General features: G+C 69.1%; 25 protein-coding genes. 13 read left to right on the plus strand and 12 right to left on the minus strand.

The annotated features are described in order from the left end of the window. Positions 1-187: 187 nt before the first annotated feature. On the minus strand, positions 188-1,438 hold the full coding sequence (locus ABZ803_RS11535; protein WP_357035639.1) for a M23 family metallopeptidase: 1,251 nt from the start codon (positions 1,436-1,438) through the stop codon (positions 188-190). Between the two features lie 537 nt (positions 1,439-1,975). Here ABZ803_RS11535 and sucC point away from each other — a divergent pair. From sucC to purH, 6 genes are all read left to right on the plus strand, one after another. Continuing rightward, complete coding sequence (gene sucC, locus ABZ803_RS11540; RefSeq protein WP_357035642.1) at positions 1,976-3,142, plus strand: ADP-forming succinate--CoA ligase subunit beta; 1,167 nt, start codon at positions 1,976-1,978, stop codon at positions 3,140-3,142. A 25-nt stretch (positions 3,143-3,167) separates the two neighbouring features. Beyond that, the gene (gene sucD, locus ABZ803_RS11545; RefSeq protein ID WP_040869884.1) at positions 3,168-4,082 is read left to right on the plus strand and encodes a succinate--CoA ligase subunit alpha; all 915 of its coding nucleotides are present in this window, start codon (positions 3,168-3,170) and stop codon (positions 4,080-4,082) included. Positions 4,083-4,522: 440 nt separating this feature from the next. Beyond that, entirely contained in the window at positions 4,523-5,596 is a 1,074-nt protein-coding gene (locus tag ABZ803_RS11550) for a DUF5336 domain-containing protein (protein WP_357035645.1), read from the plus strand. 89 nt (positions 5,597-5,685) lie between these two features. Next, positions 5,686-7,179, plus strand: a complete 1,494-nt coding sequence (locus tag ABZ803_RS11555) for a DUF6350 family protein (protein ID WP_357035648.1) — start codon at positions 5,686-5,688, stop codon at positions 7,177-7,179. A gap of 57 nt (positions 7,180-7,236) precedes the next feature. After that, positions 7,237-7,893 (plus strand): phosphoribosylglycinamide formyltransferase, encoded by a 657-nt coding sequence (purN, locus tag ABZ803_RS11560; protein ID WP_357036324.1) that lies wholly within the window; start codon positions 7,237-7,239, stop codon positions 7,891-7,893. Further along, positions 7,890-9,461 (plus strand): bifunctional phosphoribosylaminoimidazolecarboxamide formyltransferase/IMP cyclohydrolase, encoded by a 1,572-nt coding sequence (gene purH, locus ABZ803_RS11565; RefSeq protein ID WP_357035651.1) that lies wholly within the window; start codon positions 7,890-7,892, stop codon positions 9,459-9,461. Before purN ends, purH begins: the two co-directional genes overlap by 4 nt. Positions 9,462-9,664: 203 nt before the next feature. On the opposite strand, the gene ABZ803_RS11570 is transcribed toward purH, so the two are convergent. Further along, positions 9,665-10,126 carry a hypothetical protein gene (locus ABZ803_RS11570; protein WP_357035654.1) on the minus strand — a complete coding sequence of 154 codons (462 nt, stop codon included), beginning with the start codon at positions 10,124-10,126 and terminating at the stop codon, positions 9,665-9,667. 213 nt (positions 10,127-10,339) lie between these two features. Between ABZ803_RS11570 and ABZ803_RS11575 the strand changes: the two genes are divergently transcribed. Further along, positions 10,340-10,924 carry a LysM peptidoglycan-binding domain-containing protein gene (locus tag ABZ803_RS11575; RefSeq protein WP_357035657.1) on the plus strand — a complete coding sequence of 195 codons (585 nt, stop codon included), beginning with the start codon at positions 10,340-10,342 and terminating at the stop codon, positions 10,922-10,924. An 86-nt stretch (positions 10,925-11,010) separates the two neighbouring features. On the opposite strand, the gene rpsR is transcribed toward ABZ803_RS11575, so the two are convergent. Genes rpsR through rpmB form a run of 4 tightly spaced genes read right to left on the minus strand, consistent with a single transcriptional unit; the run spans position 11,011 to position 12,022 of the window. Then, entirely contained in the window at positions 11,011-11,265 is a 255-nt protein-coding gene (gene rpsR, locus ABZ803_RS11580; RefSeq protein ID WP_011211513.1) for a 30S ribosomal protein S18, read from the minus strand. A 32-nt stretch (positions 11,266-11,297) separates the two neighbouring features. Continuing rightward, positions 11,298-11,603 carry a 30S ribosomal protein S14 gene (rpsN, locus tag ABZ803_RS11585; RefSeq protein ID WP_357035660.1) on the minus strand — a complete coding sequence of 102 codons (306 nt, stop codon included), beginning with the start codon at positions 11,601-11,603 and terminating at the stop codon, positions 11,298-11,300. Between the two features lies 1 nt (position 11,604). Then, a complete protein-coding gene (gene rpmG, locus ABZ803_RS11590; RefSeq protein WP_019049259.1) occupies positions 11,605-11,775 on the minus strand; it encodes a 50S ribosomal protein L33 in 171 nt (56 codons plus the stop codon). A 10-nt stretch (positions 11,776-11,785) separates the two neighbouring features. After that, positions 11,786-12,022 (minus strand): 50S ribosomal protein L28, encoded by a 237-nt coding sequence (rpmB, locus tag ABZ803_RS11595; protein ID WP_043697994.1) that lies wholly within the window; start codon positions 12,020-12,022, stop codon positions 11,786-11,788. A 101-nt stretch (positions 12,023-12,123) separates the two neighbouring features. Between rpmB and ABZ803_RS11600 the strand changes: the two genes are divergently transcribed. Genes ABZ803_RS11600 through rpmF form a run of 3 tightly spaced genes read left to right on the plus strand, consistent with a single transcriptional unit; the run spans position 12,124 to position 13,896 of the window. Further along, a complete protein-coding gene (locus ABZ803_RS11600) occupies positions 12,124-13,464 on the plus strand; it encodes a GTP-binding protein (RefSeq protein ID WP_357035664.1) in 1,341 nt (446 codons plus the stop codon). Further along, a complete protein-coding gene (locus ABZ803_RS11605) occupies positions 13,461-13,721 on the plus strand; it encodes a type B 50S ribosomal protein L31 (protein ID WP_040869871.1) in 261 nt (86 codons plus the stop codon). Before ABZ803_RS11600 ends, ABZ803_RS11605 begins: the two co-directional genes overlap by 4 nt. A 1-nt stretch (position 13,722) precedes the next feature. After that, positions 13,723-13,896, plus strand: coding sequence for a 50S ribosomal protein L32 (gene rpmF, locus ABZ803_RS11610; RefSeq protein WP_040869869.1), 174 nt, complete (start codon positions 13,723-13,725; stop codon positions 13,894-13,896). Between the two features lie 478 nt (positions 13,897-14,374). On the opposite strand, the gene ABZ803_RS11615 is transcribed toward rpmF, so the two are convergent. From ABZ803_RS11615 to ABZ803_RS11640, 6 genes are all read right to left on the minus strand, one after another. Continuing rightward, the gene (locus ABZ803_RS11615) at positions 14,375-15,424 is read right to left on the minus strand and encodes a DUF1906 domain-containing protein (RefSeq protein ID WP_357035668.1); all 1,050 of its coding nucleotides are present in this window, start codon (positions 15,422-15,424) and stop codon (positions 14,375-14,377) included. 158 nt (positions 15,425-15,582) lie between these two features. After that, positions 15,583-16,383 (minus strand): MHYT domain-containing protein, encoded by an 801-nt coding sequence (locus tag ABZ803_RS11620; protein WP_357035671.1) that lies wholly within the window; start codon positions 16,381-16,383, stop codon positions 15,583-15,585. After that, on the minus strand, positions 16,376-16,933 hold the full coding sequence (locus ABZ803_RS11625) for an ATP/GTP-binding protein (RefSeq protein ID WP_040870011.1): 558 nt from the start codon (positions 16,931-16,933) through the stop codon (positions 16,376-16,378). The genes ABZ803_RS11620 and ABZ803_RS11625 overlap by 8 nt, the downstream gene beginning before the upstream one ends. Positions 16,934-17,033: 100 nt before the next feature. Next, on the minus strand, positions 17,034-17,405 hold the full coding sequence (locus tag ABZ803_RS11630; protein WP_040782732.1) for a DUF742 domain-containing protein: 372 nt from the start codon (positions 17,403-17,405) through the stop codon (positions 17,034-17,036). A 7-nt stretch (positions 17,406-17,412) separates the two neighbouring features. Next, a complete protein-coding gene (locus ABZ803_RS11635) occupies positions 17,413-17,823 on the minus strand; it encodes a roadblock/LC7 domain-containing protein (RefSeq protein ID WP_039801134.1) in 411 nt (136 codons plus the stop codon). Beyond that, positions 17,820-20,585 (minus strand): ATP-binding protein, encoded by a 2,766-nt coding sequence (locus ABZ803_RS11640; protein WP_357035675.1) that lies wholly within the window; start codon positions 20,583-20,585, stop codon positions 17,820-17,822. The genes ABZ803_RS11635 and ABZ803_RS11640 overlap by 4 nt, the downstream gene beginning before the upstream one ends. Positions 20,586-20,942: 357 nt before the next feature. Between ABZ803_RS11640 and ABZ803_RS11645 the strand changes: the two genes are divergently transcribed. From ABZ803_RS11645 to ABZ803_RS11655, 3 genes are all read left to right on the plus strand, one after another. After that, positions 20,943-21,629, plus strand: coding sequence for a response regulator transcription factor (locus ABZ803_RS11645; protein ID WP_062977293.1), 687 nt, complete (start codon positions 20,943-20,945; stop codon positions 21,627-21,629). A 79-nt stretch (positions 21,630-21,708) separates the two neighbouring features. Continuing rightward, complete coding sequence (locus tag ABZ803_RS11650) at positions 21,709-23,094, plus strand: HAMP domain-containing sensor histidine kinase (RefSeq protein ID WP_245549097.1); 1,386 nt, start codon at positions 21,709-21,711, stop codon at positions 23,092-23,094. Positions 23,095-23,336: 242 nt separating this feature from the next. After that, the gene (locus tag ABZ803_RS11655) at positions 23,337-24,710 is read left to right on the plus strand and encodes a trypsin-like peptidase domain-containing protein (RefSeq protein ID WP_357035678.1); all 1,374 of its coding nucleotides are present in this window, start codon (positions 23,337-23,339) and stop codon (positions 24,708-24,710) included. The last annotated feature ends 35 nt before the right edge of the window (positions 24,711-24,745 follow it).

Here is a 24,745-nt window from a genome sequence, read left to right on the forward strand (position 1 = left end):
CGGTATCCGCTCCGCCCCGGTTCGTAGCGATGCAGTCCTGAACCGCCGTTCGATGTCGGTCGACCAAGCGGCGCGTCGAACGCGTCCGGTATCCGCTCCGCCCCGGTTCGTAGCGATGCAGTCCTGAACCGCCGTTCGATGTCGGTCGACCAAGCGGCGCGTCGAACGCGTCCGGTATCCGCGCCGTTCAGTCGCGCTGCGGGCCGAGGCTGATGCCGCGGGTCGCCAGCCAGGGCAGCGGGTCGACCTTGTCGACGCCGTTCAGCCAGACCTCGAAGTGGCAGTGCGGGCCGGTGGAGAAGCCGCGGTTGCCGATGGTGGCGATCTGGTCTCCGGCGAGCACGCGCTGGCCCTGCGACACCGTGGCGGTGTCGATGTGGCCGTAGATGGTGACGGTGCCGTCGTCGTGCAGCAGGCGGACCCACATGCCGAAGCCCGACGCGGGACCGGCCTCGAGCACGGTGCCGTCGGCGACGGCGTAGATCGGGGTGCCGATCGGGCCCGCGATGTCGATGCCCAGATGCTGCACACCCCAGCGGGCGCCGAAGCCGGAGGTGAAGGTGCCCGCGGCGAACTTGGTGAAGAGCGGGCGAAGCTTCGCGGACTCCTGGGCGGCGAGGTCCTCGGCGTACTTCTGGCCCTTTTGCAGGATGTCGTTGAACTGGTCGAGGTGGGCGGGCGAGGAGACGTTCAGCACCTGGGGGGAGTCCGGCGCCGCCGTCGGATCGGCCATGTTCATCGACTGCGCGGCGATCTCGTGGATCTGCCCGGCGGCTTCGTAGTCGACCGCCTGTGACGGCTGTTCGGGCGAGGCGAACGCGGCCTGCCCGGCCGCGACCACCGCGCCCGCGGCGACGGCGGCGACCGCGGCCCGACCCTTGAGAGCGGCGGGCGGCGCCGCTACCCGGTGCGCGCCACCGCGCTTGTTCGTGGAGCGGCCCCCGCGGATGACGGTCGGCAGGACGGGTGCGCTCGGCTCCTCGTCGGCCTCGGCCTCGGGGGTCTCGGTCGCCCAGGATTCCTCGGGAGCCCAGCAGCCGGTGTCGGACACCCAGGGTTTCTCGTCGGGCGTCCAGGGCTCCTGCTCGGCCCACGCGTCGCCGGAGTTCCAGGCGCCGCCGTCGGACCAGGAGTCCTGCTGTGCCCAATTCTGTTGCGACCACGCGCTGTTGGTGTCCCATGCGTTGTCGTAGGCCGCGTTCTCATAGGCCGGCTGGTCGTAGCCCGAATCGTGAGCGGGCTCGGCCGCGAAGCCGTAATCGCCACCGGCGGGGCGGAAGTCGTATTCCGCCTGCGGCGCTGCCTCGTACCCGGCGTGATGCTGGTCGAACGAGGCGCCTGCGTGGCGGGCCGCCGGAGCGAAGGGCTCGTCGTCGGGGCGATAACGATGTCCCGACCGCAAGCGATCATCGGAAGCGAAGGTGGAGCTGTGGTTCATCGGCGGTGCCACATCGTGAAGCGGATGGAACTCGGATGCCGCTTGACCAGCGGCGTCGATCGGTCGAATGCGGAGCGGCTCTCCGTCTGCGGAGTGCTGTGCTGCGTCAAGCTTGCCGTCCTCCTAGTCGTGACCGTGTTGTGACATCGACCGCAATGACGGTAACGAAACGATGTCGTGCCCACAAGCGGTGTGCACGGTCCGTGACAAACATGTGAGATTCATCACCCTAACCCCACGGAATATCTCACTGCTGTATGGGCACTCCGGAGAGGTCGTTCAACGACGATTCGTAGTAGATCGCGGTTCGCTCCCGGGTTCGCCCGCTCTACCTGGCGCGGCGCCAGCAACCTACTCGCGAGTAGCGTTGGCCAGCGGTTTTGCCGCCCTGGGCGCCACTCCGTGACCTGCGCCACTTAGGATGAACGTGGCCGATTGGCCCTCCATGTGACTGATTAGAGTCCGACCCGACCCGCTTCCGACGTCGGGCCGCCAACAAAGACGTTGTCATCACAACGCAGACGAGACGGTGAGTACATGGATCTCTTCGAATATCAGGCGAAGGAGCTCTTCGTTAAGCACGGAGTGCCTTCGTCCGAGGGCCGCGTCACGGACACGGCCGAGGACGCCCGCGCCATCGCGGCGGAAATCGGCAAGCCGGTGATGATCAAGGCCCAGGTGAAGGCCGGTGGCCGCGGCAAGGCCGGTGGCGTGAAGTACGCCGCCACCCCGGATGACGCGCTGACGCACGCGCAGAACATCATCGGCCTGGACATCAAGGGCCACATCACCAAGAAGATCCTGGTGGCCGAGGCCAAGGACATCGCGGAGGAGTACTACATCTCCTTCCTGCTGGACCGCGCCAACCGGACCTACCTGGCCATGTGCTCGGTCGAGGGCGGCATGGAGATCGAAGAGGTCGCCGCCACCAAGCCGGAGCGGCTGGCGAAGGTTCCCGTCGACGCGGTCAAGGGCGTCGACCTGGCGTTCGCGCGTTCGATCGCCGAGCAGGGCCACCTGCCCGCCGACGTGCTGGACGCCGCGGCCGTGACCATCCAGAAGCTGTGGGAGGTGTTCGTCGCCGAGGACGCCACCCTGGTGGAGGTCAACCCGCTGGTGCGCACCCCGCAGGACGAGATCCTCGCGCTGGACGGCAAGGTCACCCTCGACGAGAACGCCGGATTCCGCCACCCGGAGCACGAGGCGTTCGCCGACCGGGACGCGACCGACCCGCTCGAGCTCAAGGCCAAGGAGAACGACCTCAACTACGTCAAGCTCGACGGTGAGGTCGGCATCATCGGCAACGGCGCGGGTCTGGTCATGTCGACCCTCGACGTCGTCGCCTACGCGGGCGAGGGCCACGGCGGTGTCAAGCCGGCCAACTTCCTGGACATCGGCGGTGGCGCCTCGGCGGAGGTGATGGCCGCCGGTCTCGACGTCATCCTGAACGACGAGCAGGTCAAGAGCGTGTTCGTCAACGTGTTCGGCGGCATCACCGCGTGTGACGCGGTCGCCAACGGCATCGTGAAGGCGCTGGAGATCCTGGGCGACAACGCGAACAAGCCGCTGGTGGTCCGCCTCGACGGCAACCGGGTGGACGAGGGTCGCCAGATCCTCGTCGAGGCCGCGCACCCGCTGGTGACGCTGGCGCAGACAATGGACGAAGGCGCCGACAAGGCCGCCGAACTGGCAGCCGCCCGATAACGACGGCCGAGTAAGGACGAAAAGAATGTCTATCTTCCTGAACAAGGATTCCAAGGTCATCGTCCAGGGCATCACCGGCGGCGAGGGCACCAAGCACACCGCGCTGATGCTGAAGGCGGGCACCCAGATCGTCGGCGGTGTGAACGCGCGCAAGGCGGGCACCACCGTCGCGCACACCGACAAGGACGGCAACGCGGTCGAGCTGCCGGTGTTCGGCACCGTCGCCGAGGCCATCAAGGAGACCGGCGCCGACGTGTCCATCGCGTTCGTGCCGCCGAAGTTCGCCAAGGACGCCATCATCGAGGCCATCGACGCGGAGATCCCGCTGCTCGTGGTCATCACCGAGGGCATCCCGGTGCAGGACACCGCCTACGCGTGGGCCTACAACGTGGAGAAGGGCGCCAAGACCCGGATCATCGGCCCGAACTGCCCCGGCATCATCACCCCCGGCGAGTCGCTGGTCGGCATCACCCCGGCCAACATCACCGGCAAGGGCCCGATCGGCCTGGTCTCCAAGTCCGGCACCCTGACCTACCAGATGATGTACGAGTTGCGCGACTTCGGCTTCTCGACCTCCATCGGCATCGGCGGCGACCCGGTCATCGGCACCACCCACATCGACGCCATCGAGGCGTTCGAGAAGGACCCGGAGACCAAGCTGATCGTGATGATCGGCGAGATCGGCGGCGACGCCGAGGAGCGGGCCGCGGCCTACATCAAGGCCAACGTCACCAAGCCGGTCGTCGGCTACGTGGCGGGCTTCACCGCCCCCGAGGGCAAGACGATGGGCCACGCGGGCGCCATCGTGTCCGGTTCGTCGGGCACCGCCCAGGCGAAGAAGGACGCGCTGGAGGCCGCGGGCGTGAAGGTCGGCAAGACGCCGTCCGAGACCGCCGCGCTGGCTCGCGAGATCCTGGAGAAGGCCAGCATCACCGCCTGATCTCCCCCCGCGCACGAAGGCCGCCTCCGAATTCGGGGGGCGGCCTTCGTCATGTGTGGCGGCGGGCTCTGGCTTGGGCAGTAGCCGAGCATCCGGACCCGCCACGCGCGGAACTGTTCGATGTGCCGGGGGTTCCGTCTTCCCCTTCTCTGTTCACAACGAGGCAGCCGAATGGATGGTTCATCGACCTGTCACCGGAAATTCCCCGCTATTGAGAACCCCCGTGGTGTGAAAAGCGCCATCGCGGGCAACAGTTTCAAAGAGCGGTAGGTGGTCTCGCTAGGTGCTTCGCACCGGACATGTGCCGCGACCTGCCGGGATACGGGCGGACTCGCCCATTCCGGCCGTCGCGGCAGGGTGACCGGGGCGAGACAGTGCAGTAGCGTCAGAAGTAATCCAGCCGTGAAGACCATGTACGACTCGATTGAGGAGACGACGACATGTCCTACCCGACCGGGGGCTCCGGGTACAACACACCCCAGCCCTCAGCGCCATCCAGTCAGAGCCCGGCGACGGGTGGTGCCACTTCAGGTTCGAGCGCTACCGGTTCCGATGCCAAAGGTCTGCCGTTCTTCCTGGTGGTCGGCGTAGCCGCGCTCGGCGTGATCAACTTCCTGCTCGGCTTCCTGCCGTTCCTCGGCAGCAAGCCCATCGATATCGGCGGTCGCAGGGTCAGCGCACCGGAAACGGCCAACTTCTTCGAGGTGGCGTCCGGCACGCCGCTGCTGGGTCTGCTGTTGCTGGGCGGCCTGCTCGCCGCGCTGTCGCTGCTGCCGAAGCAGAACTGGATCGGCGCGGCCGCGGCGGCTTCGACCGCGGGCTTCATCGCGCTGCTGTTCCAGTCGTTCAACTTCGGTGAGGGCAGCGAGCTGAAGGCGGGCGCGTACGTCCTGCTCGTGCTGGCCTTCGCGCAGGCGGCGGTGTCGATCGCCGCGGCGCTGTTCGACGCGGGCATCCTCAAGGCCCCCGCACCGCGCCCGGCCACCGCGCCGAGCGGATTCGGCCAGGGCGGCTACGGCCAGCAGCAGCCGTCGTACGGACAGGGTCAGCAGTCCTACGGCCAGGGCCAGCCCGGTTACGGAGCAAGCCCGTACGGTCAGGCGGGCTATGGCGCTCAGGCCGCGCCGCCGCAGTTCCCGTCCCAGGCGGGGCAGCCCTCGCCCTATGGGCAGCAGCAGAGTCAGCCGGGTTACGGTCAGGCGCAGCAGGGCCAGTCGTACGGCCAGCCGCAGTCGCCCTACGGGCAGAGCCAGCAGACCACGGCCTATGGCGCGTCCCAGCAGCCGGGCTCGCCGTACGGCGCGCAGCCGCGCCCGGACGAGAGCGTCACCCAGCACTTCGGCGGCCAGCAGCAGACCGGTCAGCAGGCGCCCTACGGTACGCCCGGCTACGGCCAGCAGCAGGCGCAGCCTGGCCAGCAGAACCAGCCGTTCGGCGGCGAGCAGAGCGGCGATCCGTCCTCGGATGCCACCCAGGCGTTCCGTCCCTCCTCGGACGACAACAACAACAAGTAGGAACTCAGCGGCGTCCCCCGGCGCGGCGGTCGCGTGCCTGCGGCGCGCCTGACCCGCTCGCGCCGGGGAGGATGCCACGCTGAATCGCCATGAGCTCCTCCAGAAACTCCTCGACCCGCCGGATCGGCGGGTCGCGTGCGTCGCAGCCGCCCCCGGACGCGGACGAAGACGGGTTTCTGTCCCTCACCCCCGAGCGATCCAGGGTGCTCATCGCGGTCGCGGGCCGCCCCTCGGCCTTCGGGCTGACCACCCTCGTCGTCCTCGTCTTCGTCACGCTGCTGGCCTCCGGCAGCGATCTGGACGGCACCTCCGGCGCGATCGCCGCCTCCTGGCTGGGCGTGCACCAGGTTCCGCTGGTGATCGGCAAGACCTCGCTCGGACTACTTCCGCTGTTGCCGACCGCGCTGCTGGTCTGGCTGGCCGCACGGGAATGCGCGCGCGCCGTGGAACCGCAGTCCACCAGGGCGGATCTCGGATGGATCGTGGGCGCCGCGGTGGGCGGTCCATTACTGGTCACCTCCGTCTGCCTCGCGGTCACCGAAGACGCTTCCGGTGTCATCGCACTGCAACCGCCGAACACCCTCGCCGCCTTCGCCTGGGTCGCGGCGCTGTATCTGCTCGCCGCCGCCATCGGTATCGCCGTCCGTCTCCGGCGACAGCTGTTCGCGGTGCTGCGCCTGCCCGATTGGGCGGTATCCGGTCTCTACGGCGCGGGGCGTTCGGTCCTGCGCCTGCTGGGCTGCGCGACGGCGGTCGTGGTGATCTCGTTCCTCGCGCACATTTCCCGCCTGGGCGAGATGTATCAGTCGGCGGGCAACTTCGGAGGCGTCCTCGGCCTGACGCTGCTCTCGCTGGCGTACGTGCCGAACCTGGCCATCCAGACCGTCGGTGTGCTGGTCGGTTCCAGCGCGCAGATCGGCGCCGCGTCCTTCGGGGTGTTCTCCGTCGTCGGCGGCCCCATCCCGGCCTTCCCACTGCTGGCCGCTGTGCCGACCGGCCCGGCGGCGGGATGGTGGCCGGTGCTGCTGGTGGTTCCCGCCGCGGTCGGCGTGCTCGGCGGGCTCGATCTCGCGCGCACCTCCACCGACCGGATCACTGCGCCGTGGGCCACGCTCACCTCCGCCGGGCTCGCCGCGCTCGCGCTCACGCTGGCCGGCGCGGTGGCGGGCGGCGAACTCGGCGCGGTCGGCCGGGTCGGGCTGGACCTGCCGGTGTTCCCCTTGATCACGTTCGCCTGGCTGGCCGTTCCCGGCTGCGCGGGCCTGGCGTTCGCGCGATGGTTCCTCGTACCGGTGGGCGTCCCGCCGGGCGACTACACCGATCCGTACGACGATTACCTCGACGAGGACGACGCCGACTACGACGCCTATTACGAAGCGGACGACGGCGACTACTACGAGGACGACTACTACGACGACTACGAGCGGCCGGAGCTGGAAGCCCCACTGGACGCCGAACTCGTCGACGATCCGCCCGCGATCGAGTCCGGCGGCCGATACCACCACGACGCCACATCGGACATCGTCGACGCCGAAGTGGTCGAGGCGGACCTGCCGGACAGTGACCGGGTGGACGGTCGTTAGGCTCTAACCCGGCGGTGCCGCATCCATCCGCCATCCGATCGATCAGGGAGTAGAGCGCTGACGTCCCCGCATGCCTCGTGGAAGCCGGCAGCGACGCCGGCCACCGTCGTCGTGCTGGCGTCGGGCACCGGCTCACTGCTGCGTGCCCTGCTGGACGCCACGGCCGCACCCGGCTATCCGGCGAAGGTCGTCGCGGTCGGCGTCGACCGGCTGTGCGCCGCCACCACCCACGCCGACGCCGTGGGCATACCGCATTTCCGGGTGGCGCTGAAGGACTTTCCGGACCGTGCCGCGTGGGATGTGGAGCTCACCGAGACCGTCGCCGCGCACCAGCCGGATCTGGTGGTATCGGCGGGTTTCATGAAGCTGCTCGGTCCCGCCTTCCTGGACCGGTTCGGCGGCCGGATCATCAATACCCATCCCGCCCTACTGCCCGCCTTCCCCGGCGCGCACGGCGTGCGTGACGCGCTCGCCTACGGCGCGCGGGTCACCGGCTGCACCGTGCATCTGGTCGACGAGGGCGTGGACACCGGGCCGATTCTCGCGCAGGAGGCGGTGCCGGTGCTGCCGGGTGACGACGAGGCCGCCCTGCACGAGCGCATCAAGGTTGTCGAGCGACGGTTGCTGGCGGAGGTCGTCGCCGCCGTCGCGACACGAGGCATTGTCTCCGACGGACGAAAGGCAGTTATCCCAGATGAGCGAGTTCTCCGGTGAGTGAACGCAAGCCGATCAGCAGGGCGCTGGTGAGCGTCTACGACAAGACGGGTCTCGTGGAGCTCGCGACCGGTCTGCACGCCGCGGGCATCGAGCTGGTCTCGACCGGTTCCACCGCGGGCAAGATCGCGGACGCGGGCATCCCGGTGACCAAGGTCGAGGACCTGACCGGGTTCCCGGAGACCCTGGACGGCCGGGTCAAGACCCTGCACCCGCGGGTGCACGCGGGCATCCTGGCGGACTCGCGCAAGCAGGAGCACGTCGACCAGCTCGTCGAGCTCGGCGTCGAGGCGTTCCAGCTGGTGGTGGTCAACCTCTACCCGTTCACCCAGACCGTGGCGAGCGGGGCGAGCCCCGACGAGTGCGTGGAGCAGATCGATATCGGCGGGCCGTCCATGGTGCGCGCCGCGGCGAAGAACCATCCCTCGGTGACGGTGGTCGTCGACAGCGGCGACTACGACGACGTGCTGGCCGCGGTGAAGTCCGGCGGTTTCACGCTGGCCGAGCGCACGGCCCTGGCGGCCAAGGCGTTCCAGCACACCGCGAGTTATGACGTGGCGGTCGCGAGCTGGATGACCAACGTGCTGGCCACGGGCGACGCGGCCGAAGACACCGCGATCCGGTTCCCCGAATGGCTCGGCGGCACCTGGGCGCGGTCGGCGGTGCTGCGCTACGGCGAGAACCCGCATCAGTCCGCCGCCCTGTACACCAACGGCGACGGCAGCCTCGGGCTGGCGCAGGCGCGGCAGCTGCACGGCAAGGAGATGTCGTACAACAACTACGTCGACGCCGACGCGGCCTGGCGCGCCGCCCATGACCACGAGGCCCCGGCCGTCGCGATCATCAAGCACGCCAACCCGTGCGGCATCGCCCTCGGCGCCGACATCGCCGAGGCGCACCGCAAGGCGCACGCCTGCGACCCGGTCAGCGCGTTCGGCGGCGTGATCGCCACCAACCGCGAGGTCACCGTGGAGATGGCCGAGCAGGTCGCCGAGATCTTCACCGAGGTCATCGTCGCGCCGTCCTATGCGGACGGCGCGGTGGAAGTGTTGCAGCGCAAGAAGAACGTGCGCATCCTCGTCGCCGAGCCGCCGCGGCGCGCGGGCGCCGAGCTGCGCCCGATCAGCGGCGGCGTCCTGCTGCAACAGCGCGACGTGCTGGACGCGCCGGGCGACGACCCGGCCAACTGGACCCTGGCCGCGGGCGAGCCCGCCGACGCCGAAACGCTTGCCGATCTGGCGTTCGCCTGGCGCGCCTGCCGGGCCGTGAAGTCCAACGCGATCCTGCTCGCGCACGAGGGCGCTTCGGTCGGTGTCGGGATGGGCCAGGTCAACCGTGTGGACGCGGTCGGCCTCGCGGTCCAGCGGGCCGGGGACCGCGCCAAGGGCTCGGTGGCGGCCTCCGACGCCTACTTCCCGTTCCCGGACGGTCCGCAGACCCTCATCCAGGCCGGTGTCCGCGCCATCGTGCAGCCCGGTGGTTCGGTGCGCGACCAGGAGACCATCGACCTCGCTCGCGAGGCAGGCGTCACCCTCTATCTCACCGGGGCCCGCCACTTCGCCCACTGAGATCGGTAGTCCTGGAACGCCGCGTCGGATCGAAGGTCCGGCGCGGCGTTTTCGTTCCAGCAGAGATGACGCGGCCGTGGATCGCGCACACGGCAAGGCGCTTCGGCGTGGCCGGCGCAAGCCGGTAGCTACCCGGCCTCCCAGGTGGGAAGGCGGAGGCGAATCCGTGCGGCCCGGAGTCCCCGGCCGTGCCGCGCGTCGTCCTAGGCCGCGCTGAGCACGGTGCGGTTGCCGAGCGGTTCTTTCAATGGCACCTCCAGGGTGCCGAATACCGCGATCATGGTGCACATCCGGCCCACCGCCTCGGCGCGGCTGCCCGAGCGCAGTTCGACGGTGACCGTCGACGCGGTCTCGGTGACCGTGGCGTCCACGCCATAGCACTCCGGCGATCCGGTTTCGAAGTTGACCGCTATCTTGTTGTCCGCCAAGCGAGTCCACGATTGGAACGGAATCGGATGCGCGCCGACGATGGCCGGATCGGCGGTGAACTCATTGCCCTGGTTCCCGCGCGGGTCCTCGATCGGCCTCTGCGGCGCGGCGCTCGACGCGGCGCTCGTGCTCTGCGGTGCCCCCTCCTCGCCGGAGTCGCCGCAGCCTCCGACGGCGAGGCAGGCGAGTACTACGGCGACAGCTGTGGCGGCGCGTCCGGCCTGGATCCGATCCATACCGACACCCTAGTCCCGGAGCTGGTTCGCCTATCGCCACGGCGGGTGCGTCGTGCACTGGGACGAACCCCACAGTGAACGTTCCGCGAACCCTGCGCGTAACAGCTCCGAAAATCGTTCGGGGGCAGTAAGTTCTGCGGGGATGCGCGCCGGGAAGTGGTGGCGCGCGTCCATGTCGGATGCTCTACCAGCTTTTTCTGGAAAGGAAGTATCGTGGTCGACACGCTGCGCGTAGGCGAAGAACTCGGGCGGGGGCAATCGCTCCAGGGCGGGGCCTACACCCTCACTTTGCAGGACGACGGCAATCTAGTGCTGTCCGAGCCGGGCGGAAATGTGGTGTGGGCCACCCAAACTCATGATCAGGGCGTCGAGCGGGCCGTGCTCCAGGAGGACGGCAACTTCGTGCTCTACAAGAGCGACGGCGCCGCGTGGGCGACCGAGACCAACGGCCGGGCGGCCGATCGGCTCGTCGTGCAGCCCGATCGCAACGTCGTGCTGTACGGCGCCGACGGCGGCGCGCTGTGGGCGTCCGATACCCACACCGACACTCCGCTGCCCGCCCCGGAACCGGAGCAGGCGCCGGAGCCCGAACAGGTCGCGGCTCCGGCCGCCGAGGAGGTGCCGCCCCCGCCTCCGGCTCCCGAGCCGCGCACCTACACCGTCGAGCCGGGCGACACCCTGTGGGCGATCGCCGAGCGTTTCTACGGCGACGGAAACCGCTACCAGGAGATCGCGGACGCCAGCGGCATCCCGAACCCGGACGCGATCAACCCCGGCCAGGTGCTGACCATCCCGTGATCCGGCCGGTCCGATAGCCGCGACGACAAAGACCCCCGATGCGTGCGCATCGGGGGTCTTTCCGCTTCGCTCGTCGCGCGGTTCGCCTACCGGCTGGTGAACGGCAGCAGGGCCATCTCACGGGCGTTCTTCACCGCGACAGCGACCTGGCGCTGCTGCTGCGGGGTGAGCCCGGTGACCCGGCGGCTGCGGATCTTGCCGCGATCGGAGATGAACGTACGCAGCAGGTTCACGTCTTTGTAGTCGACCGTCTCGATGCCGGCGGCGATGAGCGGGTTCTTCTTCGGACGGCGGGCCTGCTCGGCGCGGACCTTCTTCGACGGTGCTCGCTTGACTGCCATATGACGAGTTCCTTCTCGAGATCAGTGGTTGTCTACCAGCTCGATTTGTGCACACCGGGCAATTCGCCCCGGTGGGCCATCTCGCGCACACGCACACGGGAGAGTCCGAACTTCCGGAGATGACCGCGCGGTCGTCCGTCGGCGGCGTCCCGATTGCGCAATCGTACCGGACTGGCATCGCGCGGCTGCTTCCGCAGTTCTGCCTGGGCCGCCGCGCGTTCGGACTCCGGCGTATCCGGCTTCCGGATGAGATCCTTCAGCTCGGCGCGTCGTGCCGCGTAGCGCGCCACGATCGTCCTGCGCTGCTGATCGCGCGCGATCTTCGACTTCTTGGCCATCTCAGCGCTCCTCGCGGAAGTCGACGTGTTTGCGCACCACCGGGTCGTATTTGCGCAGTACCAGGCGGTCCGGGTCGTTGCGGCGATTCTTGCGGGTCACGTAGGTGTACCCGGTGCCCGCTGTGGACTTCAGCTTGACGATCGGGCGGATGTCGGTCGATTTCGACGCCATGGGTCGCTCCTCAGATCTTGTCGCCGCGGGCCCGGATCCGGGCCACTACGGCCTCGATCCCGTCCCGGTCGATGGTCTTGATGCCCTTGGCGGAGACGGTCAGTGTGACGCGCCGGCCTTCGCTGGGCAGGTAGTAGGTCTTGCGCTGGACGTTCGGGTTCCAGCGGCGGCTGGTCCGCTTGTGCGAGTGCGACACGGACTTACCGAAGCCGGGCTTGCGCCCGGTGACCTGGCAGTGGGCCGACATCCGGACTCCCTCCAGTAGATGACAATCATTTTCGACAATGGCTGTCCAGCAATGTACCGTTGCCTTACAGCAAATGAAAATCGTTACTGAAAGGAGTACCGGTGGCGGCGGCAGATTCCCCACCCGAGTCCGACCGCAGAACGCCCGTGGTGGTGCTCGCCGGTTTCGCGGGACTCGCCGCGACGGGCGTCGATCGCGCGGCCGCGGTGCTGGGCATGGCTCCGGGCACCATCGTGGTTCGCCACGATCTGACGCAGCTGCGGGAAGGCATCGTGCACCGCACGGTGCGCACCGCGACGCGGGAGACTTCGGCGGTGCTCGAACTCGCGCACGGCTGCGTCTCGTGCACGCTGCGGATGGATCTGCTTCCGCTGTTGCGCACTCTCTCCCAGCGTGAATCGGTGGATCGCATCGTGCTGGCGCTGGACCCGGCGTTCGAGGCCGAAGCGGTGTGCCAGGCGATCGAGCATGTCGTGGTCGCCGGCGTGCACGGCCGCATAGACGGCCCGGCCGGGCGCGACGTGCGGGTGGACGCGGTTGTCACCTGCTTGGACGCGGGCGCCTGGCTCGCCGACGCGACCGGGGACGACACACTCGCCGAACGCGGCCTCGCCGCCGCCGACGACGACCGCACGGTGGCGCAGGTCGCGGTCGGGCAGGTCGATTTCGCCGATGCCGTGATCGCCTTGGCCGCCGTCACGCCCGAAGCGCTGCTCGCGGACATGGCCGTCGACCGCGGCAAACTCGCCGCCGTCCTGGCCCGGTTGGTCCCCGGCGCGCCGATCGCCTGGGTGGACGAGCCGGACTCCATCACCCCCGCGCTGGCCGAAACGCTGCTCACGCGCGTCCCCGCCGATTCGCGCCGCGGCAGGATCTTCGACGCGCACGCGCCGCTGCTGCGTGGCCGACCGCCCTTGACCGGTGACTACGGCGTCGAACTCGTGGAGTTCGCCGCGGCGCGGCCCTTCCATCCCGCCCGCCTGCACCAGGCTCTCGACGTGTTGCTCGAGGGCGTGGTCACCGCCCGCGGGCGTGTCTGGCTGGCCACGCAGCCCGACGAGGTGGTGTGGCTCGAATCAGCCGGTGGCGGCCTGCGGGTGGGCGGTGCCGGGCGCTGGCTGGCCGCGCTGCCGGAAGAGGAACTGGCCGAAGCCGATCCGGAGCGCCGCGCGATGGCCGCCCTGCGCTGGGACGAGCGGTTCGGGGACCGGGACGTCTCGCTGTCGATCCTCGTGCACGACGCCGATCCGGCGGAGATCCGCGAAGCGCTGCACTGGGCGCTGGTGGAGGACGACGAACTGCGGCTGGTCGAGCGTGCGCCGGAGCGAGTCGCCCAGTGGGAGGACCCCTTCGGGGAATGGCACGCCGACCCGTGCGCGAACGGCGACCAACCGGGACAACCCGTAGAGGACGCGAAAAGCCCGAGAGGAGAGGCGAAATGAAGAAGGGAATCCACCCGGACTACCACTTGGTGGTCTTCGAGGACGTGAACACCGGCAAGCGATTTCTCACCCGGTCCACGGCCACCGGCACGCGCACCGTGGAGTGGGCGGACGGCAACACCTATCCGCTGCTGACGGTGGACGTCACCGCCGACTCGCACCCGTTCTGGACCGGTGCGCACCGCGTGCTGGATACCCAGGGCCGGGTGGAGAAGTTCGAACGCAAGTACGGCAAGCGCGCACGGAAGGAATCCTGAGATGGCGGTACCGAAGCGGAGGATGTCGCGGTCGAACACCCGCAGCCGCCGGTCGAATTGGAAGGCCGCGCCCGTGGATCTGGTGCCGGTGACCGTCGCGGGCGTCGTGCACAAGGTGCCGCGCCGGTTGGTCGCGGCCGTGCGGCGCGGATTGATCGACGTCGAGAAGCTCTGAGCGGTACGCGCCGAAAGTGTCGTGCCGCCCTTCGCCGCGCGAGCGCCTGTCTCGACGGGCGATTGCTCGGCCGATGCGGACGGGGCTCCGGATGAGCAGGATGCTGGTCAACCGTCCGGAAACGGCCACGTCGATGCCTTCTGAGGAGAATTTCGCCCCGATCACCAAGGCGCAATGGCTAATATCTAGCAAACTATGTGTCCCGCATCACGTCGCACTATTGCGCGGGAAGCGATTGCGATCGGATAGCCAGGCGATGAATCCCGGACCAATGGTTGGTTTTCGGTGGCGGAAAAGTTCACCGAAAATGGTGCGCTCACAGCCCGATACCGGTACCCTCGTCGTCGAGGGCGGGTTCTCTTGGTTTCCAAGAGAACCCGTCCATCGCCAATTCCGGGGCTGTTCGCCGGTTTCCGCTCTCCCGAGTCGCTCTCGTCCACCGGACCGCGCGGCTCCGATCGTCGCGCCGGTGTGAGACTCAGTTTTTCGAGGTCAACGCCGCCGGGCCGTCGTCACCGCCCGGCGCGCGCCGAACGCCACCGTCGTGTCCGGGCAGCCCGGGCAGATCCGGCAACAGGGCCTCCAAGCGCGCGAGCTGCTCGCCGACCAGCGCCGCGGGACCCTCGATCAGCGACAGCGGCCACGGCCAGTGCCGCCCGTTCCAACGTTCCACCTGGTCGGTCAGTTCGGCGGTCGTCGCCTCCAGTTCGCTGATCTCGGTGCGCAATTCGCCGACTTGCGTTCGCAATTCGGCGGATTCGCGCTCCAATGCGGCGATTCGCGCCAGTGCCGCGGCCAATCCGTCCACCAGCGTCCGATTCCGGCCGTCCGCGTCGGCGCCCAGTTGCGGCCAGCCCGACAAGCCGGGTCCGCGCAGCTGAATCTGGATGTCGCGCAGCACTTCCTCTTGTTCCGGCGTCACGTCCGGATCCTCCCGTCCCACGAAATCCCACTGGCCGAAATCGGTCGTCTCGGCCTCGTTCACGTCACAGAGCACGCCGCCGACCGTCACCTGGCGCAGCGTCTGATGGATCGCGCGTCTGGTCTCCACGTTCGTGCCCGACCACGCGTCGGTCTGCCATGCCCACGTCGCGTACCCCGCGTCCAGTGCGCGGCTGACCGCCCAGTACCCGCCGTAGATACCGACGTTCGGGCGGCCGAGCACGGTCGCCGCACCGTCCAGATAGGCGTGGACGCGTAATTGATCCTGCTGCGAAGCGTCGAAATCAGCCGAGAAATAGATCGGCCGGTCCACCCGGCCGCCGCAGCGCAGCACCTGGGCGAGGGCCGCGCGCGCGTCCACGATGCCCGCACCGTAGCCGTCCAGCATCCGCGCGGCCGTGGTCTCCCAATTCGAGACGATCGAGATTCCGTGCGTCCGCAGATCGTTCGCCTCGGCCGGGGTGAGCAGCTTTCCCGGCAAGCTCGGGCCACCCGCGGACAGATACCGCACCACGAAGTCGTACCCCGCCGCCCGAATCGCCGCGCCCCCCGGACGTCCCGCGGCGTAGTCGAGACCGAAACGCATGGCCTCCACTGTAAGTGGGCCGGGCGGGTGAATCCGGGGCATCGCCGAATCCGCACCACCCGCGGGGATCGGTCAGCGCGAAACGGTGGAACAGCCCCGTTCCGCGCCGTGAATCCGAACCGCGGGCCGTGTGATTCGCCGTTATCGGCGACCGCGGGTCAGCGGACGGGTTGCAGCTTCGGCCGCCGCACCTTCGGCGGACCGGCCAGCTCACGGCGATCCGGCGCGATCAGCACCGCGGAGATCGGCACGGTCAACGCCAGCAAGCCGATGACGAACATGGGGAACACGAAGTCGAACAGCTCGACGCCGCCGGGCACCTTCGCCGTCCGGTCCACATCGAAATGCAACGCGGCCAGCGCCGTGTAGTACGTGGCGGACACGCCGACGCCGAACAGCAGCACGGTCGCGGCGCGGGCCAGCGGGAAGCGCATGGTCTGGAACAACCACAGCGTCGCGGTCGCGGTGATCACCCCGATCACGGCGGAGACGGCGGCCAGCCAGGTCGTCACGCCGACCGATCCCTGGATCTCGAGTGAGCCGATGCCGAGATAGTGCGTGACGCCGATGCCGAGGCCGAGCACCAAACCGCCGGGCAGCAGCAGCGTCAGCCGAGGCGTGCGCCCGATGATCAGCAGCGCCGCGAAGACGGCCGCGATGGACACCACCAAGGCGGAGATCAGCCTGCCCGGGTCGTACCGCATCGCGCTGCCGGGCACTTTGAGGCCGAGCATGGCCACCGAGGTGGCCAGCCACGCCCCGACGCCGCCGAGCGAGATCGCCGCCGAGATCAGCCACACCAGGCGGAACTGGACCGAGCGCGCGCCGTGCACGATGCAGGCGAGACCCACCACCGCGCCGAGCACCGAGATGCCCAGCGAGAGCGCGATCATCCAGTAGCCGAGGGCGAACTGGTCGACGGACGCCCCGCCTGCGGCCAGCACCGCGACCTCACGCATGGCGGGCGGTCCCTTCCAGCTCGCTGGCTTTCAGCTGAGCGATCGCGTACTCGGTGACCGCGGCGAGCGCCTGACGCACCTCCATCGCGTTGCGCGCGTCGATGTCCACGATCGGCACCCCCTCGCGCACCGAGAGCGCCTCGCGCAGCTCCGCGATGGGGAAGCGCGGCGCGTCCGGGAAGCGGTTGACCGCGATCAGGAACGGCAGCTTGCGTGCCTCGAAGAAGTCGACAGCGGCGAAGCTGTCCTCCAGCCGCCGGGTGTCGATCAGCACCACCGCGCCGATCGCGCCACGGATCAGGTCGTCCCACATGAACCAGAACCGCCGCTGACCAGGCGTCCCGAACAGGTAGAGCACCAGGTTGCCCGGCAGGATGATCCGGCCGAAGTCCATGGCGACGGTGGTCGTCTCCTTCTCCGGCGTCTCGGCGAGATCGTCGATGCCGTCGGAGTATCGGGTCACCATCGCCTCGGTGCGCAGCGGAACGATCTCCGACACCGCGCCGACGAAGGTGGTCTTGCCCGCGCCGAAGCCGCCCGCGACGACGATCTTGGTCGAAGCGACCCGATTCTCGAAGCCGTCCGGTCCGGGGGCGTTTCCCGGTCCGAGATTCGCACTTGGCCCGGGATGTCCACTGGGCCCCAGATTCCTATAGGGCGCGGAGTCCACGCAATGTCCTCTCCATCAGGGAACGGCGCTCGTCATAGCTCGCCTCTTCGGTCAGGGTCGAATGCACGCGCATGGTGCCATCGACGACGAGGTCGCCGATCACCACCCGGACCATGCCGAGCGGCCGGTCCAGATGTGCCGCGATCTCCGCGACCGACAGGCGGTGCGTGCCGAGCCGGAGGATCTCGGTGCGGATATCGCCGGTCGGCCAGTCGAGATGTGCAGTGTACGACAAGGTTTCGATGACCGCCTCCAATGGCAGGTCGATCGCGGGTTCGGTACGCCCCGAGGTCAGGGCGTAGGGCCGGACGCGCGTTGTCGGGCGTGGTCCGGGGCCGTATGGGTTGGACATCTCACGCTCAGACAGCGGTGCGCGCGGTCGCGGTGACCACCGAACCCACCCGATCGACGAGCAGTGCCATCTCGTAGCCGATGCGGCCGATGTCATGCGACTTGTTCGCCAGCACGGCCAGATGCGAGCCGTTGCCGACGCTCATCACCAGCAGGTAGCCGCGCTGCATCTCCACGATCGACTGCATCACCTTGCCGCCGTCGAACAGCGAGGCCGCGCCCATGGAGAGGCTGGCGAGCCCGGCGGTGACGGCGGAGAGCTGTTCGGCGCGATCGCTGGGCAGATGCGGACTGGTGGCCTGCAACAAGCCGTCCGCCGATACCAGCACCGCATGGGACACGCCGGGCACATCGCGGGTGAAGCGGGCGACCAGCCAGTTCAGATTCTCGTCTGTGGTGCTGTTGTTCGCGTTGGTCATGCAAGCCCTCCGTCGTTGTACTGCGCATTGGCCCGCCCGCTGCGGACCCCACTGAGATGCCTGGTCAGGTTGTTGCGAATTTCTTCCGGATCACGCGGGCCCGCGTCCTCCACCGGCGCCAGGCCGCCCGGCACCAGCTGGGCGCCCGGCCTGCGGATCGGCAGCCCGCCGACGGTGCGCGCGGTGGTGGTCGGATGACTCGCATCCTCGGCGGCCAGCCAGCCCGCGTCACCAGGCGAGGACCACGAGCTTTCCGGCGATTGCGAAGTCGAGGGCTCGACCAGCCATTCCGAGACCATGCGCTGATAGATCGGGGTCGGGGACGCTCCGGCGACCGGCTGGAGCCGGGAGGAGGTCACCGTCGCGGGTTCCGGTGCCACCTCCTGCGGCGGGTCGACGGGTGCGGCGGGCTTCCGGATCGGAAGACCGGATCGCGCGGTGGTCTGCGGCGCGGGCGCTTGGCTCGGCACGGTCGGCGTGGGGCCGGTCGCCGGCTCGTCGTCCTTCACCTCGGCCCACAGATCGGTGGGCGCCGGCTTCTGCTCCCGTTCGACGGCGTGTTCACCGGTGGTGGTCGCCACCGAGGCGAACGGACCGGTCGGGGTGCGGTCGTCGGTGCGCGGCGTGAGCACCGGCCACGGCTGGGTGGGCGGCTGATCCGCCGGGTTGACCGCCCGGCCCACCGGCGTGGAGACCGTGGGCTGGTCGGGGGTGTCGGCCACGCGGATGGCCGGACGACGCTGCGGCAAGCCGGAACTCGTCACGCCGAAACGCGCGGTGTCGCGCTGCGGCAGGCTCGGCACCGGAACCAGGTTGCGCGGGTGCGCACCGGTGGGCTGCGTGACGTGCGGGGGCAGGTGGTGCTCGGCGGTCAGGTCGAGCGGCTTTCCCGCCGGGTCGGTGACGTCCATCGGCGGCGCGACCAGCGCGCCCGGCAGGTGCACGCTGGCGGTGATGCCCGGCTGCTGCGCCATCGTGGATGTGCGCCGCAGGCTGACCGTGATGGTGTGGCGCTTGGCCAGCCGGCCGACGACGAACAGGCCCATGCGGCGCGCGGTCTCGACCGTCACCTCACCACCGGAGGCGAGCCGGTCGTTGGTCGTCTGCAGGTCCTCCAGCGACATGCCGAGGCCGCGGTCGGTGATCTCGATCAGGTAGCCGCCGTCCACCGCGCGCGAAACCATCACCGTGACCGGCGTGGTCGGCGGCGAGTAGCGCAGCGCGTTGTCGATCAGCTCGGCGAGCAGGTGCTCGATGTCGACGGCGGGCTCGCCCGCCACGATGCCGTCGGGCACCGCGCCGATCTCGACGCGCTGGTAGTCCTCGACCTGGGAGACCGCGCTCCACAGCATGTCCGACAGCGGCACCGGGTGCAGCTGGCCGCGGCGCAGCGCGGTACCGGCGAGCACCAGCAGGTTGTCGCCGTTGCGGCGCATGCGGGTGGCCAGGTGGTCGAGGCGGAAGAGGCTCTGCAGCCGGTCGGTGTCGTCCTCGTCGTGCTCGAGGTCCTCGATCAGCGCGAGCTGCTGCTCGACCAGCGATTGGCTGCGGCGGGACAGGGTTTCGAACATGTTCCCGATCTGCAGGCGCAAGCGGGCCTGGTCGGCGGCGAGGTTGAGCGCCTGTTCGTGGATCTCGTCCACGGCGCGAGCCAGCTGGCCGATCTCGTCGGTGGTGTGCACCGCGACCGGGGTGATCTCGGGCGTGGTGCCGCCGGCGCGCACCACGGCCAGCTCGTCGGGCAGCTTGATGTGCGCCACCTCGAGCGCGTCCCGCCGCAGGCGGCGGACCGGGACGACCAGGGTGCGCGCCACCGAGAGGGCCAGCGCCAGGCCCGCGAGCAGCATGCCGATGACGATCGTCGTCTCGCGCAGCGCACCGGCCTGCGCTTCGGTGGTGCGGGCGGCCAGCGCGGCATCGATGGTGTCGATCAGCTGCGCGGTGGTCTTCTCGTAGGTGTCCGAACTGACCAGCAGCGAGTCGATGACGGCCGGGTTGGACGCCGGATCGGCGACGTTCTGGCTGAAGGTGCCCAGACGGGTCTGCACCGCGTCCAGCAGCGGGCGCATATTGCCCGCGTAGTCCGGCAGGATCTGCGCGTACTGGTAGATCATCGTGATCTCGGCGCCCGCCGCGACCAGCACGCGCGGCCGCACGCTCGGGTTGCGGCCCGCGTCCGGCGAGCCGATCAGCATGCGCTGCTGGGTGAGCACCCGCCGGGCGGTCTGCACCGACGCCAGCTGGAGGAAGTACCGCTGGATGACCAGGTCGTCCACCGACGGTGACAGCGCGAGCGCGTTGCCGATGCGGACCATGATCTCGTCGGACTGCTCGCCGACCATGGCGGGCGAGCCGTTGCGCAGGCTGTTGCGCATCGTGGTGCCGGTGGCGATGGCCGAGGCGAGTTCGGAGGTGACCCGGCCGCTGACCTTGGTGGTCTGCAAGGCGCCTTCCAGTTCGGCCAGGGCCTGGTCGAACTTCGTCAGCGCCGCGTCGGTCTGCGGGTCCGCGGTATTGCCCCAGGTTGCGGTCGCGGTGACGCCGAGTTGCTCGGTGGCCGAACCGAACTTGACGATCGGACGGATGATGATCGCCTGTTCGGTCGCCGCGTCCAACTGCGCCATGGTACGCAGTTCGTTGTTGATTCGGAGCACGGCGAAGACGGTGGCCAGCAGCACCGGAAGCACCAGCACCACGCCAACCTTGCGGGTGACCGACCAGTTCGACAGGCTGAATTGCCAGGACCGCGGTGCAGCTTCCATCCGCTTCCGTCGCCTCCGCTTCACCAGTGACCTCGGGCGCGCGTGGCTGTTCGGTATTGATTCAACCCGCAAAGAACCAACTAGAGGTCTTCTTTTTTACCGCACGGAACATACCGTGCAGAGGGGTCATCGGCAATCCGGGGGAGTCGGTCTTCAATTTACCGAATATGGCTATAGAGAACGTGTTTCGCGGTGGAATGTGTAAGGGACGCGTCAACTTCTCGGTGGGCCCCTGGAAGAGCCTGGTCACCCGGGGTTGACGCGGGCGACGCGCCGGGGGTTCTGGCGGGTGTGCGCCACGGCGTGTCGAGAGCGCCCTCTCAGTTACCTCTCAGTCGGTGCGGTCAAACTGGGGGCATGCGCATTCTAGTGGTCGACGACGATCGGGCGGTCCGGGAATCGCTGCGCCGGTCGCTGACGTTCAACGGCTACTCCGTCGATCTCGCGGTGGACGGTGTGGACGCGCTGGAGAAGGCAACCGTCCAGCGACCCGACGCGCTCGTTCTGGACGTCATGATGCCCCGGCTCGACGGGCTCGAGGTCTGCCGCCGTCTTCGCAGCACCGGCGATGATTTGCCGATTCTGGTTCTCACCGCGCGAGATTCGGTATCGGAGCGGGTCGCAGGGCTGGATGCCGGGGCGGACGACTATTTGCCGAAGCCTTTCGCACTGGAAGAGCTGCTGGCCAGGCTGCGCGCGCTGCTGCGGCGGACGACCGCTGGCCCGGGTGAGGCATCGGAGGAAATGAAGTTCGCTGATCTGTCGCTGGATCCGGTGACCCGCGAGGTGTCCCGAGGCGCCCGGCCGATCAGTCTCACCCGCACCGAGTTCTCACTGCTGGAAATGCTGATGGCGAACCCGCGCCGGGTGCTGACCCGTAGCCGCATTCTCGAGGAAGTCTGGGGCTACGATTTCCCAACCTCGGGAAACGCGCTCGAGGTCTACATCGGTTATCTGCGCCGCAAAACCGAGGCCGAAGGCGAGCCGCGGCTGATTCACACGGTGCGCGGCGTGGGCTATGTGCTGCGTGAAACGCCACCGTAGGTCCAGGGATATGGTACGCACCACACCCAGACGCCCCGCCGTCGCCGCACTCGGCCAGCGGCCGCCCGAGCCCGCGGACATGCGGCCGCCCATGCCGCTGACGCGGTCGGTCTCGCTGCGCTGGCGGGTGACGCTGCTGGCCGCCTCGGTCGTGGCGATCGCGGTGGCGGTCACCTCGATCGCGGCCTACGCGCTGGTGGCGCGCGCGTTGTACGCCGACGTGGACGCCCAGCTGCGCAGCCGTTCCACGGCCGTGATCGCCAGCAATCCGTACGGGTTCAACAACCTGAATCTGATGGTCGCCGCGGCGTTCTACGACGACACCGGCATCGCGCTGATCTATCCCGACCTCCGGCGCTGGCTTCCCCCGCAATCCACCGATCCGCCGGTCGGGAACCAGGAGCTGGCCGTGGCGCGCGGCGAGCGGAGTTCGTCGTTGCGCACCGACGGTAACCAGCGCGTGCTGGCGGTCTACACCAACTCGGGTGCGACGCTGGTCATCTCCCAGCGGCTGGACCGCACCAGGGAGGTGCTCGACCGGCTCGCCTGGCTGCTGTTCGTGGTCGGCGGCTGCGGCGTCGTGCTGGCCGCCGCTGCGGGCACGGCGGTCGGGCGGACGGGTCTGCGGCCCATCGCGCGGCTGACGGCGGCCACCGAGCGAGTCGCCCGCACCGACGACCTGACTCCGATCCCGGTCACCGGTGACGACGAACTGGCAAGGCTCACAGAAAGTTTCAACACCATGCTGCGCGCGCTGACCGAGTCGCGCGATCGGCAGCGCAGGCTGGTCGCCGACGCCGGACACGAGCTGCGTACGCCACTGACGTCGCTGCGGACCAACATGGAGTTGCTCATCGCTTCGAGCCGTCCCGGCGCTCCCCGCATCCCGGACGAGGACATGGCCGGACTGCGCGCCGACGTGATGGCCCAGATCGAGGAGTTGTCGACCCTGGTGGGCGATCTGGTGGATCTCGCGCGCGAGGACGCGCCGGAAACCGTCTACGAGCGCGTGGATCTGGGCGAGGTGGTGGAACGCGCACTCGAACGCGCCCGCCGTCGCCGCACCGGCATCGAGTTCGTCGCCGATCTGCGCCCCTGGTTCGTCTACGGGCACGAGGCGGGCTTGGAGCGCGCGGTGCTGAACGTGCTGGACAACGCGGCCAAATGGAGCCCGGCCGGCGCGCAGGTCCGCATCCTCATGCGGGAGAGCGGCCCGGGCCTGCTCGAGCTGTCCATCGATGACGCGGGTCCCGGTATTCCGGCGGCGGAACGCGAGCTGGTGTTCGAGCGTTTCTATCGCGTCATGTCGTCGCGATCGATGCCCGGCTCCGGCCTCGGTCTGGCGATCGTCAAGCAGGTGGTGACAAAACACGGCGGCACCATCGCGATCGATACCTCGCAACGCGGCGGCGCCGTTGTCCGCATCGTGTTGCCCGGCGAGCCGGGCGCGCCGGTGTCCGATTGACGCAATACCGGGCGACGGAAGTCCATTTCCGACAGAATGTCGAGTGCTGTGCGAAATATTCATCGTCGGTCGGGTATTTCGATTGCTCCGATTGGTTTGCCGCAAGATTTGAGACATGAAGTAGTCAGTGGTTCTATCGCAGTACCGGCTGCACAGCTCTCGGAAAACTGAAAGCGCGGTCTCAGTCCGCTCTCAGTCGCCGTGGCCAACCTGGTCGGGACGCGAGGAGAAACGAGGAGTCCATGACCGAGGATTCGAAGGATCGCCGGGAGCCGGGCCCGCAGGCCGCGGGCCCGTTCGGGCCGGGGGAGGCGCATGCCGCCGGTTACGGTCCGCAGGAAACGCCGCATCCCACCGCGCAGTACCCGCCGCAGCAACATCCGGCCGCGCCGTTCCCGGGTTATCCGGCGTCCTTCGGTCCGCCGAATGACCCCACTCGACCGCACGGCCCGGCCTATGGCGCCCCGCCCGCCCCGCCGCGACGTCCGTTCCGCGCGGGCCTGGCCGTGGGCGCCGTCGCGCTCGCGCTGGTCAGCGGTGGCGTGGGTGGCGCGGTCGGCGCGCTGGTCACGCACGGCGACGAGGGTCGCGCCCCGGCCACCAACGCCCTGGACGCTCCCAGGCCGAACGTGAGCAATGCCGTCAACGCTCCGGCCGGCTCCACCCAAGCGGTCGCTCAGAAGGTGCTGCCCAGTGTGGTGATGATCAAGGTGGCCAGCAGCAAGGCCGAGGGTGAGGGTTCGGGGGTGGTCCTGTCCTCCGACGGCCTGATCCTGACCAACAATCACGTGGCCGCGGGCGGTGGGCCGAGCGCCAAGATGGAGGTCGTGTTCTCCGACGGCAGCAGCGCGCCCGCGACGCTGGTCGGCGCCGATCCGGTCTCCGACCTGGCCGTCATCAAGGCGTCCGGAAAGAGCGGCCTGACTCCCATCGAGCTGGGCACCTCGGCGAATCTCCAGGTCGGCCAGCCCGTCGTCGCGATCGGCTCACCGCTCGGGCTGGCGGGCACGGTCACCACCGGCATCGTGTCGTCGCTGAACCGGCCCGTGGTGACCAGCGGCGACGGTAGCGACCCCGCCGCGGCGGTCAGCCCCGTGATCGACGCGATCCAGACGGATGCCGCGATCAACCCGGGCAACTCGGGCGGCGCGCTGGTGGACGGCAACGGCAAGCTCATCGGCATCAACACGGCCATCGCGACGCTCGGGCCCACCGAGACGGCGGGCGGCCAGACCGGGTCGATCGGACTCGGCTTCGCGATCCCCGTCGACCAGGCGCGCCGCGTCGCCGACGAACTGATCAAGACCGGCAAGGCCACCTACGCCCAGGTCGGCATCACGGTGTCGCGTCAGCAGGACCCGGCCCAACAGGTTTCCGGCGCGCAGGTTCGCGACGTCACACCGGATGGTCCCGCGGCACGCGCGGGCATTCCGCCGGGGGCTGTGGTGACGAAGCTCGACGACCGCCCGATCGATTCCGGGAACGCGCTCGTCGCCGCGGTCCGCTCGCATCAGCCCGGAGACAAGGTGAAAGTCACCTACACCGACGCACAAGGCAACAACCCCAAGACCGTCGAGGTGACCCTCTCCGGCGCGCCCGCGGACGGCGGCCGGTGATGCGCTTGGTGCCCGGCGGGCGGGGCCCGGAGTTC

Origin of the sequence: Nocardia sp. NPDC047648, from assembly GCF_040642815.1 — a bacterium.
GTDB lineage: Bacteria > Actinomycetota > Actinomycetes > Mycobacteriales > Mycobacteriaceae > Nocardia > Nocardia gamkensis.